The organism is Leifsonia sp. NPDC102414 (assembly GCF_044765685.1).
Taxonomy (GTDB): Bacteria; Actinomycetota; Actinomycetes; order Actinomycetales; family Microbacteriaceae; genus Leifsonia.
The window spans coordinates 1004135-1016927 of record NZ_JBIWKN010000001.1 but is presented as its reverse complement, the minus strand read 5'-3'; the positions used below and the strand labels follow the sequence as shown (position 1 = coordinate 1016927).

General features: G+C 69.4%; 11 protein-coding genes. All 11 read left to right on the top strand.

Annotated elements, in window-relative coordinates; all coding sequences use genetic code 11:
* Positions 1–51 precede the first annotated feature (51 nt).
* The 11 genes from pyrR to metK all read left to right on the top strand — a co-directional run bounded on the left by pyrR (position 52) and on the right by metK (position 12792).
* Positions 52–678, top strand: coding sequence for a bifunctional pyr operon transcriptional regulator/uracil phosphoribosyltransferase PyrR (pyrR, locus tag ACIRCZ_RS04870; protein WP_402850231.1), 627 nt, complete (start codon positions 52–54; stop codon positions 676–678).
* On the top strand, positions 675–1631 hold the full coding sequence (locus tag ACIRCZ_RS04865; RefSeq protein WP_402850228.1) for an aspartate carbamoyltransferase catalytic subunit: 957 nt from the start codon (positions 675–677) through the stop codon (positions 1629–1631). Before pyrR ends, ACIRCZ_RS04865 begins: the two co-directional genes overlap by 4 nt.
* Positions 1628–2983: a dihydroorotase gene (locus ACIRCZ_RS04860; RefSeq protein WP_402850225.1), complete on the top strand. Its 1356-nt coding sequence runs from the start codon at positions 1628–1630 to the stop codon at positions 2981–2983. The genes ACIRCZ_RS04865 and ACIRCZ_RS04860 overlap by 4 nt, the downstream gene beginning before the upstream one ends.
* Positions 2976–3518: a hypothetical protein gene (locus ACIRCZ_RS04855; protein ID WP_402850222.1), complete on the top strand. Its 543-nt coding sequence runs from the start codon at positions 2976–2978 to the stop codon at positions 3516–3518. Before ACIRCZ_RS04860 ends, ACIRCZ_RS04855 begins: the two co-directional genes overlap by 8 nt.
* Position 3519: 1 nt before the next feature.
* Positions 3520–4683, top strand: a complete 1164-nt coding sequence (gene carA, locus ACIRCZ_RS04850; protein WP_402850219.1) for a glutamine-hydrolyzing carbamoyl-phosphate synthase small subunit — start codon at positions 3520–3522, stop codon at positions 4681–4683.
* The gene (gene carB / locus ACIRCZ_RS04845; RefSeq protein ID WP_055894140.1) at positions 4683–7970 is read left to right on the top strand and encodes a carbamoyl-phosphate synthase large subunit; all 3288 of its coding nucleotides are present in this window, start codon (positions 4683–4685) and stop codon (positions 7968–7970) included. Before carA ends, carB begins: the two co-directional genes overlap by 1 nt.
* Positions 7967–8824 carry an orotidine-5'-phosphate decarboxylase gene (pyrF, locus tag ACIRCZ_RS04840; RefSeq protein ID WP_402850214.1) on the top strand — a complete coding sequence of 286 codons (858 nt, stop codon included), beginning with the start codon at positions 7967–7969 and terminating at the stop codon, positions 8822–8824. Before carB ends, pyrF begins: the two co-directional genes overlap by 4 nt.
* A complete protein-coding gene (gmk, locus tag ACIRCZ_RS04835; RefSeq protein ID WP_402850211.1) occupies positions 8817–9794 on the top strand; it encodes a guanylate kinase in 978 nt (325 codons plus the stop codon). Before pyrF ends, gmk begins: the two co-directional genes overlap by 8 nt.
* 80 nt (positions 9795–9874) lie before the next feature.
* Entirely contained in the window at positions 9875–10132 is a 258-nt protein-coding gene (rpoZ, locus tag ACIRCZ_RS04830; RefSeq protein ID WP_055894129.1) for a DNA-directed RNA polymerase subunit omega, read from the top strand.
* Between the two features lie 71 nt (positions 10133–10203).
* Complete coding sequence (locus tag ACIRCZ_RS04825; RefSeq protein ID WP_055894127.1) at positions 10204–11550, top strand: phosphopantothenate--cysteine ligase family flavoprotein; 1347 nt, start codon at positions 10204–10206, stop codon at positions 11548–11550.
* Positions 11551–11598: 48 nt separating this feature from the next.
* The gene (gene metK / locus ACIRCZ_RS04820; RefSeq protein ID WP_055894126.1) at positions 11599–12792 is read left to right on the top strand and encodes a methionine adenosyltransferase; all 1194 of its coding nucleotides are present in this window, start codon (positions 11599–11601) and stop codon (positions 12790–12792) included.
* The last annotated feature ends 1 nt before the right edge of the window (position 12793 follow it).

Sequence of the window (12793 nt, the reverse complement as noted above, 5' to 3'; positions counted from 1 at the left end):
GCGGTAGACATCCTTTAACAGCCGTCCAGTGAGGCGGGGAAGGAGGTCGGCATGACAGTGCGAACAGTGCTGCAACACGCTGACATCACCCGGGCGTTGACTCGGATCTCCCACGAGATCCTGGAGTCCAACCGGGGTACGAACGATCTCATCATTCTGGGCATCCCCACCCGAGGCGTCGTCCTCGCGCAGAGGATCGCGGAGAACATCCAGCGGATCGAGCCGCAGGCCGTCGCCTCGACGGCCGAGCTCGTCGGCGCGCTCGACGTGACGATGTATCGCGACGATCTCTCCCGGAACCCGACGCGCACGCCGGCGCCGACGTCGCTGCCGGGCAGCATCGACGGCAAGACCGTCGTGCTGGTCGACGACGTGCTGTACTCGGGGCGCACGATCCGGGCGGCCTTGGATGCGCTGAGCGACCTGGGCAGGCCGCGTGCTGTGCGGCTGGCCGTGCTGGTCGACCGCGGCCACCGCGAGCTCCCGATCCGGGCGGACTTCGTCGGCAAGAACCTGCCGTCGGCCGCGTCGGAACGCATCAACGTGCTGCTGACGGAGATCGACGGAGACGAGGCCGTGACCATCGAGGACGGTCTGGCCGACACCGACGCAGGCACCGACACCGACACCGACACGTCAGCCGCCCCCGCCGAGCACGGATCGGAGGCAGGCGCATGAGGCACCTCCTCTCCACCCGCACGCTCGGGCGCGACGAGGCCATCCGCATCCTGGACGTTGCCGAGGACATGGCAGACGTGCAGGAGCGCGAGGTCAAGAAGCTGCCCACCCTGCGCGGCAAGACCGTCGTGAACCTCTTCTTCGAGGATTCGACCCGCACCCGCATCTCGTTCGAGGCGGCGGCCAAGCGGCTCTCCGCCGACGTGATCAATTTCAGCGCGAAGGGATCGAGCGTCTCGAAGGGCGAGAGCCTGAAAGACACGGCCCAGACGCTCGCCGCGATGGGCGCCGACGCCGTCGTGGTGCGGCACAGTGCATCCGGTGCGCCGCAGACCCTGGCGACCAGCGGATGGATCGACGCCGGCATCGTCAACGCGGGCGACGGGATGCACGAGCACCCGACCCAGGCGCTGCTCGACGCGTTCACCATGCGGCGCAGGCTGCACGGTGCAGCATCCCGTGGCCGCGACCTCGACGGTGTGACGGTGACGATCGTCGGCGACATCCTGCACTCGAGGGTCGCGCGCTCGAACGTCTGGCTGCTGAAGACGCTGGGCGCAGACGTGACGCTCATCGCGCCGCCGACGCTGCTGCCGGTGGATGCGTCCGGCTGGCCGGCGCGGATCGGCTACGACCTCGACGCCGCCATCGACGCGAACCCCGACGTGGTCATGATGCTGCGCATCCAGGCCGAACGGATGAATGCTGCGTTCTTCCCGAACACCAGGGAGTACGCGCGCCGCTGGGGGCTGGACGACGAACGACTGGCCAGGCTCGGCACCGGTAGCATTGTCATGCACCCCGGTCCGATGAATCGGGGTCTGGAGATTTCGGCGGCGGCGGCGGATTCGCCCCGCTCGACGGTCAGGGAACAGGTGGCCAACGGGGTTTCCGTGCGAATGGCCGCTCTGTACCTCCTGCTGTCCGGTGGAGATCGGGAGGACGTAGCTTGAACGAGAAGTATCTGATCGAGGGCGCGACGCTCGCCGATGGGTCGCGCACCGACCTGCTGGTCGACGGCGGCAGGATCGCGGAAGTCGGCAGCGGCCTGTCCTCCGCCGGCGCGACGGTCGTCGACGCCGACGGGCTGATCGCCCTGCCCGGCCTGGTCGACCTGCACACCCACCTGCGGGAGCCGGGCTACGAGCAGAGCGAGACCGTGCTGACCGGCACGCGGGCTGCGGCGGCAGGCGGGTTCACCTCGGTGTTCGCCATGGCGAACACCTCGCCGGTGGCCGACACGGCCGGAGTGGTCGAGCAGGTGCTCAGCCTCGGCGACGCGGCCGGCTACGCGACGGTCCGCCCGATCGGCGCTGTCACCGTCGGCCTCGAAGGCGAGCGGCTCGCCGAGCTCGGCGCGATGGCCGACTCCCGGGCACGGGTGCGGGTGTTCTCGGACGACGGCAAGTGCGTCTCCGACCCGCTGCTGATGCGCAGGGCGCTCGAATACGTCAAGGCGTTCGACGGCGTGATCGCGCAGCACGCGCAGGAGCCGCGGCTGACCATCGGCGCGCAGATGAACGAGGGAGCGCTGTCCGGCGAGCTCGGCCTCGCCGGCTGGCCTGCGGTGGCGGAGGAGTCGATCATCGCCAGGGATGTGCTCCTGGCCGAGCACGTCGGCTCCCGCCTGCACGTCTGCCACGTCTCCACCGCCGGCTCGGTGGACGTGATCCGCTGGGCGAAGGCGCGCGGCATCGACGTGACCGCAGAGGTCACGCCGCACCACCTGATCCTCACCGAGGAGCTGGCCACCGGCTACGACGCGCGGTTCAAGGTGAACCCGCCGTTGCGCCGCGCAGAGGACGTCGAGGCGCTTCGCGCCGGCCTCGCCGACGGGACGATCGACATCGTCGCCACCGACCACGCCCCGCATCCGGTCGAGGCGAAGGACTGCGAGTGGGACGCAGCGGCGTTCGGCATGGTCGGCCTCGAATCGGCGCTCTCCGTGGTGCACGCCTCCGTCGTCCAGAACGGGATGCTCGACTGGGCGGACGTCGCCCGCGTGCTCTCGCAGACGCCGGCGCGCATCGGACGGCTGGCCGGTCACGGCGGGCCGATCGAGGCGGGAGCCCCGGCGGAGTTCACGCTCTACGACCCGACCGCATCCCGTTCGTTCTCGACCGGCGACCTCGCCGGGAAGGGCGTCAACTCGCCGTATCTGTCGATGACGCTGCCCGGCCGCGTCGTCGCGACCTTCCACCACGGATACCCGACCGTCCTCGACGGCGTCGTGGCAGCCGTGGACGAGGTCGCCGCTCGAGCCAGAGCATTCGCCGGAAAGCACGAGGAGGCACTGCGTGGATAAGCTCGTCCCCACCCTGGTCGTCGCGGCCGTCCTGGTCGTCGCGCTCCTGCTGATCGTCTGGGGCTGGCGACGACGCGTGCGACGTGACCGACCGGCGGGCGGCGGCTACGCGGCCCGAACGGATGCACGGGGCGAAGCTCCGGCGCAGCCGATCGCGACCGCTGAGAGCTTCTACGTCGCCACCACCAAGGGTGGAGAGCACCTGGAGCGCCTGGCGCTCCCCGGCCTCTCCTTCCGCGGCAAGGCGACGGTGAGCGTCGCAGCGGACGGCGTGACCATCGCCGTCACCGGCGAGCAGCCCGTCTACGTCCCGGTGTCCGCGATCAGCGGCCTCGGGGCGGCGACCACCGCCATCGACCGCGTCGTCGAGAAGGACGGCCTGCTCCGGCTGTCCTGGACCACCAGCGGTGGCGCGGCGGCCGACAGCTTCTTCCGGGTCGTCGACCCTGCCGACCGGGCGCCGATCGTCGGCGCGGTCGAATCCATTCTCCCCGCCGGGTCTCAGGCGGGAACCAGCACGGAAAGTGAGGTGTGACGTGGCGCAGCAGAACCCAGCCGTCCTCGTCCTCGAAGACGGAACCCGCTATGTCGGCCGCGCGTACGGCGCTGTCGGCCGCACCTTCGGCGAGGCGGTGTTCTCCACCGGCATGACCGGATATCAGGAGACGCTGACCGACCCGAGCTACGCGGGGCAGATCGTCCTGATGACGGCCCCGCACATCGGCAACACGGGCACGAACGACGAGGACATGGAGTCCCGTCAGATCTGGGTCGCCGGGTACGTGGTGCGCGAGCCAAGCCGCATCGTGTCGAACTTCCGCGCCCAGCGCAGCCTCGACGACGATCTGGTCGCCCAGGGTGTCGTCGGCATCAGCGGGATCGACACCCGCGCGGTGACCAGGCACATCCGGTCGGCCGGCGCGATGCGCTCCGGCATCTTCTCCGGTGAGGACTTCGACCTCACCGACGGCGAGCAGCTCGAACTCGTGCGCTCCACGGCGAAGATGGCCGGCACGAACCTGTCGGCAGAGGTCTCGACGCCGGAGCCGTTCACGGTGCCGGCGGTGGGGGAGAGGGTCGGCTCCGTCGCCGTCCTTGACCTCGGCGTCAAGAAGTCGACGCTCGAGAACCTCGCGGCCCGCGGCCTCGACGTGCACGTGCTGCCGCAGATGGTCACGGCACGGGATGTGCTCGAACTCCAGCCGTCCGCCCTGTTCTTCTCGAACGGCCCAGGCGACCCGCAGGCGTCCGGCAAGCACGTCGCGCTGCTGCAGGAGGTGCTGAGGGCAGGCATCCCGTACTTCGGCATCTGCTTCGGCAACCAGCTCCTCGGCCGCGCCCTCGGCCTCGGCACGTACAAGCTGCCGTTCGGGCACCGCGGCATCAACCAGCCGGTCCTTGACAAGCGCACGGGCAGGGTCGAGATCACCGCGCAGAACCACGGTTTCGCCGTGGATGCGCCCATCGAGGGCATCTTCGACTCCCCGGCCGGATTCGGCAAGGTGGAGGTCAGCCACTTCAGCCTCAACGACAACGTGGTGGAGGGGCTGAACTGCCTCGACCTGAACGCGTTCAGCGTGCAGTACCACCCGGAGGCGGCCGCAGGGCCCCACGACGCCAACTACCTCTTCGACCGCTTCCTCGACATGATCACTGCTCGGGAGAACGGCGCAACCGCACCGCAGGGAGAGTCCGAGTAATGCCGAAGCGTTCCGACATCAATTCCGTCCTGGTCATCGGCTCCGGCCCGATCGTCATCGGGCAGGCCTGCGAGTTCGACTACTCGGGCACCCAGGCGTGCCGGGTGCTCCGCGAGGAGGGCGTGCGCGTCATCCTGGTGAACTCGAACCCGGCCACGATCATGACCGACCCGGACTTCGCAGACGCCACGTACGTCGAGCCGATCACCTGGGAGGTCATCGAGACCATCATCGCCAAGGAGAAGCCGGATGCGATCCTGCCGACCCTGGGCGGCCAGACCGCTCTCAACGCGGCCATCCAGCTGCACGAGCACGGCATCCTGGAGAAGTACAACGTCGAGCTGATCGGCGCCAAGTTCGAGGCGATCCAGAAGGGCGAGGACCGCCAGATCTTCAAGGACCTCGTCATCGAGGCGGGCGCAGAGGTGGCCCGCTCGCACATCGCGCACACGGTCGAGGAGGCCGTCGCGTTCGCCGAGGACCTCGGCTACCCGCTCGTCGTCCGTCCGTCGTTCACGATGGGCGGTCTCGGCTCGGGCTTCGCATACACCGAGCAGGAGCTGCGCCGCATCGTCGGCGACGGCATCCACCAGAGTCCGACAAGCGAGGTGCTCCTGGAGGAGTCCATCCTCGGCTGGAAGGAGTACGAGCTCGAGCTGATGCGCGACACCGCGGACAACACGGTGGTCGTCTGCTCGATCGAGAACGTGGACCCCGTCGGCGTTCACACCGGAGACTCGATCACGGTCGCCCCTGCTCTCACCCTGACCGACCGCGAATACCAGAAGCTGCGCGACATCGGCATCGACATCATCCGCGCCGTCGGCGTCGACACCGGTGGATGCAACATCCAGTTCGCGGTGGACCCGGCGGACGGTCGCATCATCGTCATCGAGATGAACCCGCGCGTCTCCCGCTCGTCTGCTCTCGCGTCGAAGGCGACCGGCTTCCCGATCGCGAAGATCGCCGCAAAGCTCGCCATCGGCTACCGCCTGGACGAGATCCCGAACGACATCACCAAGGTCACCCCCGCGAGCTTCGAGCCGACGCTCGACTACGTGGTCGTGAAGGTGCCGCGGTTCGCGTTCGAGAAGTTCCCCGCCGCCGACCCGACGCTGACCACCACCATGAAGTCGGTCGGAGAGGCGATGGCCATCGGCCGCAGCTTCACGAGCGCGCTGCAGAAGGCGCTCCGCTCCCTGGAGAAGCGCGGATCGTCGTTCCACTGGGGGCCGGAGAACCGCACGGTGGAGGAGCTGCTCACGAGCATCCAGACGCCGACGGACGGCCGCATCGTGGACGTGCAGCAGGCGCTCCGCCTCGGCGCGACGCCGGAGCAGGTCTTCGATGCCACCAAGATCGACCCGTGGTTCGTCGACCAGATCGTCCTCATCAACGAGGTGGCCGAGCAGATCCGCACGGCAGAGACCCTGGACACCGACACGCTGCGGGATGCGAAGGACCACGGCTTCTCCGACGCGCAGATCGGTCAGCTCCGCGGCTTCGGCGAGGCGGACGTGCGCGAGATCCGCCACATCCTGGGGGTGCGTCCCGTCTACAAGACGGTCGACACCTGCGCCGGCGAGTTCCCCGCGCTCACGCCGTACCACTACTCCAGCTACGACCTGGAGACCGAGGTGGAGCCGAGCGACCGCCGCAAGGTCGTCATCCTCGGCTCGGGCCCGAACCGCATCGGTCAGGGCGTCGAGTTCGACTACTCCTGCGTGCACGCATCGTTCGCGCTGAGCGACGCCGGGTTCGAGACCATCATGATCAACTGCAACCCGGAGACGGTCTCGACCGACTACGACACCAGCGACAGGCTCTACTTCGAGCCGCTGACGCTGGAGGACGTGCTGGAGGTCATCCACGCGGAGAGCCAGACCGGCGAGCTGGTCGGCGTCGTCGTGCAGCTCGGCGGCCAGACAGCACTCGGGCTCGCGAAGGGCCTCGAGGCCGCCGGCGTCCCGATCCTCGGCACGACGCCGGAGGCGATCGACCTGGCGGAGGAGCGCGGCCTGTTCGCCGAGATCCTGGAGAACGCCGGCCTCCTCGCCCCGCGCAACGGCACAGCGTTCGACTTCCCCGGCGCTGTGCAGGTGGCCGAGCAGATCGGCTACCCGGTGCTCGTTCGCCCGAGCTACGTGCTCGGCGGCCGCGGCATGGAGATCGTCTACGACAGCCCGTCGCTCGCCGACTACTTCGAGCGCGTCGCCGGTCAGGGCATCGTCGGCCCTGCGCATCCGCTGCTGGTCGACCGCTTCCTCGACGACGCGATCGAGATCGACGTCGACGCCCTGTACGACGGAGAGAACCTGTACATCGGCGGCGTGATGGAGCACATCGAGGAGGCGGGCATCCACTCGGGCGACTCGAGCTGCACCCTGCCTCCGATCACGCTCGGCCGCCGTGAGATCGATCGCGTGCGCGACGCGACGCTGAAGATCGCGGAGGGCATCGGCGTGCGCGGCCTGCTGAACGTGCAGTTCGCGATCGGCGCCGGCGTGCTCTACGTGCTGGAGGCGAACCCGCGGGCGTCCCGCACCGTGCCGTTCGTGTCGAAGGCGCTCGGCATCCCGCTCGCCAAGGCGGCATCGCGCATCATGGTGGGCGACACGGTCGCCGGGCTGATCGCCGAGGGCCTGCTTCCCGCGCAGGACGGGTCGGTCATCCCGATGGACTCGCCTGTCGCCGTCAAGGAGGCCGTGCTTCCTTTCAAGCGCTTCCGCACCAAGGAGGGCAACGTCGTCGACTCCGTCCTCGGCCCGGAGATGCGCTCCACCGGCGAGGTCATGGGCATCGACAAGGACTTCCCGCGTGCGTTCGCCAAGAGCCAGTCGGCCGCGTACGGCGGGATGCCGCTCGGCGGAACCGCCTTCGTCTCGGTCTCCGACCGCGACAAGCGCTCGATCGTGCTCCCGGTGCTGCGGCTGCGCGAGCTCGGCTTCGAGATCCTCGCGACGGAGGGAACGGCCGAGGTGCTCAACCGCAACGGCATCGCCGCGCGCGTCGTCCGCAAGTTCAGCGAGACCGAGAACGTGGATGCGCCGTCCATCGTCGACCTGATCAACCGCAACGAGGTGGATGTGGTCATCAACACTCCGAGCGGCCGGTCTGCTCGCGCGGACGGCTACGAGATCCGCGCGGCGGCGGTGGCGGGGGACAAGCCCCTGTTCACCACCATCGCGGAGCTCAGCGCCGCTGTCGCCTCCGTGGACGCGATCCGCGAAGGCTTCGACGTGAAGTCGCTGCAGCAGTACGCGGTGGAGAGGGCAGCCCGCGCGTGAGCTTCGGTGACCGGCTCGCCGGAGTCTTCGCGGAACGCGGACGCCTGTGCGTCGGCATCGACCCGCACGCGCACCTGCTGGAGAGCTGGGGCCTTCCCGCCTCGGCCTCCGGCGTGCGCGCCTTCGGCCTCGCGGTGGTCGAGGCGGCGACGGGGCGCGCCGGCATCGTGAAGCCGCAGGTGGCGTTCTTCGAGCGATACGGCTCCGCGGGATACGCCGCCCTCGAAGAGGTGATCGGGGCGGCGCGCGCCGCGGGGCTGCTCGTGATCGCCGATGCGAAGCGCGGAGACATCGGCACCAGCGTCACGGCGTACGCCGAGGCGTGGCTCACGCCAGGCGCGCCGCTGGAGGCGGACGCGATGACCATCGCGGCGTTCCAGGGCGTCGGCTCGATCGACGACCCGATGCGACTCGCGGAGGCGAACGGCAAAGGCCTGTTCGCGCTCGCCGCCACGTCGAATCCGGAGGCCGCCGCCATCCAGAAGGCGATCGTGCAGGACGGGCCGCGTGCGGGGAGCACCGTCGCGCGTGCGATCATCGAAGACGTGCAATCGTTCAATCAGGCGCAGCCGCCCAGCGCATTCGGATCGGTCGGGCTCGTGCTCGGCGCGACCCTCGATCTCCCGGCCTTCGGCATCGACATCGCGGCAGCGCCCGGCGTCAACGCCACGCCCGTGCTCGCTCCCGGCTTCGGTCACCAGGGCGCGAAGGTGCAGGACGCCGCCCGGCTGTTCGGCTCGTTCGCCGGTGGTGTGATCGTCAGCGAGTCACGGGGGCTGCTCGGCGCAGGTCCGGCGGGGCTCGCCGACGCCATCGCACGCCGCACGGACGAGGTGCGGGAGAACCATGGCTGAGCCGGGCACGTCGGAGCACGGCACAGCAGAGCGCAGCACGTCGGAGAACGGCACGGCATCCCTTCGCCCAGCGCCTCCGGAAGTGGACCGCGCGGCAGCCTCGCAGGCCGCCGTCGCCGCTCGCCGCGCGCGTGCGGCCGTCAAGGCCGCCATCGCCCGTCAGGAGCTTTCGCCGCTCACCGTGCTCGACCGCGCAACCGCCGAGCCGGACGGCGTCGAGGGCCGGCTGCGGGTCACAGAGTTCCTGCTCAGCGTTCCCGCGATCGGCACCACCAAGATGCAGGATGCGTTGCGCACCCTGGCCATCTCTCCCGCCAAGCGTCTCGGCGGCCTCGGCAGGCACCAGCGCCTGCGGCTGCGCGACTACCTGATCGACAGGGAGGCGAAGGCCGGTCGCCTGAAGAACCACCTCGTCGTGCTCGCCGGGCCGACAGCGGTCGGCAAGGGGACGGTGTCCACCTACATCCGCGAGAACTACCCGGACGTGCTGCTCTCGGTCTCTGCGACCACGCGCGCTCCGCGCCCAGGCGAGGTCGACGGCGTCAATTACTACTTCGTCGACGACGCGGAGTTCGACCGCATGATCGCGGAGGGCGAACTGCTCGAGTACGCCACCGTGCACAACGCGTATCGCTACGGCACGCCGCGCAAGCCGATCGAGCGTGCGCTCGAGGAGGGCAAGAGCGTCCTGCTCGAGATCGACCTGCAGGGCGCGCGCAGCGTTCGCGCCGCGATGCCGGAGGCCCGGCTGATCTTCCTGCTCCCTCCCACCTGGGAGGAGCTGGTCCGCAGGCTCATCGGCCGCGGCACGGAGGAGCCGGCGGAGCAGCAGCGCAGACTCGAGACGGCGAAGGTCGAATTGGCCGCTCAGGACGAGTTCGACCACCGCGTCGTGAACACCGACGTGGCCGATGCGGCGCGCGAGGTCGTAGACTTGATGAATATCCGCGCGGCGCCGTCGCGCCCGTAGACCGTTTTCGTCGCGTCCTTTCGACGCCGTCGCCGCCTGCGACCACCACTGATCGACAACCTGCAAGGAGCACTACACGCATGGCACTCAGCAACAAGGGCATCATCGACCCGCCCATCGACGACGTTCTCGCCAAGGTCGAGTCCAAGTACGCTCTGGTCATCTTCGCCTCCAAGCGCGCCCGCCAGATCAACGACTACTACGCCGACCTGCACGAGGGCAGCCTGTTCGACAACGTCGGACCGCTTGTCGACTCGTCGGTCGACGACAAGCCGCTGTCCGTCGCACTGCACGAGATCAACGAGGACAAGCTCACCATCAAGCCGATCGTCGAGTAACGACAGCGTCAGCGCCCGGCCCGGCCCATCGCGGCCGGGTCGCTGAAGGGGAGGGTGCCGTGAGCGCACGATTGACCATCGTCGTCGGAGTCACCGGCGGCATCGCCGCGTACAAGGCCGTCGGCGTCATCCGTTCTCTGGTGCTCGAAGGGCACTCGGTGCACGTGGTCGCCACCGAGGCGGCCCTGCGCTTCGTCGGGCGCCCGACGCTGGAGGCGATCAGCCGCAATCCGGTCGCGACCGACCTCTATGAGGGCGTCGCCGAGGTGCGGCACGTGGCCATCGGCCAGTCAGCCGACCTCATCGTCATCGCCCCGGCGACGGCGAACACCATCGCCAAGCTCGCGGCCGGTCTCGCCGACGACCTGCTCGGCAACACCGTGCTCGCGAGCACGGCGCCTCTCGTCATCGCCCCGGCGATGCACACCGAGATGTGGCGCAACCAGGCGACCGTCGCGAACATCGCCACGCTGCGCTCGCGCGGCGTCACGGTCGTGGGCCCGGCGAGCGGACAGCTCACCGGCAAGGACTCCGGTCCCGGCCGGATGGAGGAGCCGGCCGTGATCGTGCGGGAGGCGCTGGCCGCTGTCGGCGCGCATCCCGAGCGTGCGGCAGCAGCGGATGCGCCAGCAGAGCCCGCGCAGGATGCTCCGGCTCCCGCAGCATCCGCCGCATCCGGTGTTGCAGGCGCATCCGGCGCCGACATCGTGGTCCTCTCCGAGCGCCGCAGGGCCAACGAGGCCGCCAGGCGCCCGCGTGGCGGAGACGACCTGGCGGGCAAGCGCGTCGTCGTCACCGCGGGAGGCACCAGGGAGCCGCTCGATCCCGTGCGCTTCCTCGGCAACAGGTCGAGCGGCCGCCAGGGCGTCGCCATCGCGAGCGCTGCGCAGGCGCGCGGCGCGCAGGTGGTGCTGATCGCGGCCCACCTCGAGGTGGAGCCGCCGGAGGGCGTCGAGTTGATCGAGGTCCAGACCGCCCTCGAACTGCAGGAGGCCGTCACGGAGGCGGCCCGTGCAGCTGACGTCATCGTGATGACCGCCGCCGTCGCCGACTACCGTCCTGCCGAGGTGCGCGACTCCAAGATCAAGAAGTCGGCCGAGGGTGACACCCTCACGCTCGAACTGGTCGCCAACCCTGACATCCTCGCCGGTCTGTCATCCGCTAAGCGGGACGGGCAGGTCGTCGTCGGCTTCGCAGCGGAGACCGAGCCGGACCCGTCCGCCCTGATCGAGCTCGGCCGAGGCAAGCTCGCGTCGAAGGGCAGCGACTTCCTGGTGATCAACCAGGTGGGCTGGTCACAGGGTTTCGCAACGGACAGCAATGAAGTCGTGGTCCTCCGACGGGGCGGCGATATAGTGATGGAGGCCTCGGGGAGCAAGCTGTCGGTGGCCGATCGTATTCTCGACGTCATCGCCTGACGAGTCTCGGACACCGTCCGAGCAGCCACTATCCGACTAGGGAGAACAATGGCAGATCTGCGCCTCTTCACGTCCGAATCGGTCACGGAAGGCCACCCGGACAAGATCTGTGACCAGATCTCCGACAGCATCCTGGATGCGCTCCTGACCGTCGACCCGCACAGCCGCGTCGCCGTCGAGACCCTCGTGACCACCGGCCTCGTGCACGTGGCGGGTGAGGTGACCACGAAGGGCTACGTCGAGATCCCCGCCCTCGTGCGCGCCAAGCTGGTCGAGATCGGCTACGACTCGTCCGACGTGAGCTTCGACGGAACACAGTGCGGAGTGTCCGTGTCGATCGGCGCGCAGTCTCCCGACATCGCCCAGGGCGTCGACGACGCGCTGGAGACCCGCGCGGAGCAGAGCAGCGACGACCTCGACCGTCAGGGCGCAGGCGACCAGGGCATCATGTTCGGCTACGCGACCACCGAGACGCCGCAGTACATGCCGTTGCCGATCTGGCTCGCCCACCGGCTCTCCGAGCGTCTGGCCGCCGTGCGCAAGGACGGCACGCTCGACTACCTCCGCCCGGACGGCAAGACGCAGGTGACCATCGGCTACGAGGGCATCGTCCCGAAGTCGGTGCAGACCGTCGTGCTCTCCACCCAGCACGCGCCGAGCGTGACGAACGAGCGGCTGCAGGCCGAGGTGATCGAGGAGATCATCGCCCCCGTGCTGCACGAGGCAGGGCTCGAGTCCGCTCACGTGCGCACCCTCATCAACCCGACCGGCCGGTTCGAGATCGGCGGCCCGAAGGGCGACGCCGGGCTCACCGGGCGCAAGATCATCGTGGACACCTACGGGGGAGCCAGTCGTCACGGCGGCGGTGCGTTCTCCGGCAAGGACCCGTCGAAGGTGGATCGCTCGGCGGCGTACGCGATGCGCTGGGTGGCGAAGAACGCCGTGGCCGCCGGGTTCGCCGACCGCCTCGAGGTGCAGATCGCGTACGCGATCGGCAAGGCGGCGCCCGTCGGCCTGTACGTCGAGACGTTCGGCACGGGCAGGGTGCCGGAGGAGCGCATCATCGAGGCCATCCGTGAGGTCTTCGACCTGCGCCCAGCCGCGATCATCCGCGACCTGGACCTGCTGCGCCCGATCTACGCGCAGACCGCGACGTACGGCCACTTCGGCCGTGAGCTCCCCGACTTCACCTGGGAGCGTCTGGACCGCGTCGACGACCTGCGGTCGGCCGCAGGTCTCTGAC

Coding starts and splice junctions, on each gene's coding strand:
- gmk (WP_402850211.1), top strand. CDS start 8,817: ATGGCTGAGCCGGGCACGTCGGAGCACGGCACAGCAGAGCGCAGCACG.
- carB (WP_055894140.1), top strand. CDS start 4,683: ATGCCGAAGCGTTCCGACATCAATTCCGTCCTGGTCATCGGCTCCGGC.
- pyrR (WP_402850231.1), top strand. CDS start 52: ATGACAGTGCGAACAGTGCTGCAACACGCTGACATCACCCGGGCGTTG.
- metK (WP_055894126.1), top strand. CDS start 11,599: ATGGCAGATCTGCGCCTCTTCACGTCCGAATCGGTCACGGAAGGCCAC.
- ACIRCZ_RS04865 (WP_402850228.1), top strand. CDS start 675: ATGAGGCACCTCCTCTCCACCCGCACGCTCGGGCGCGACGAGGCCATC.
- rpoZ (WP_055894129.1), top strand. CDS start 9,875: ATGGCACTCAGCAACAAGGGCATCATCGACCCGCCCATCGACGACGTT.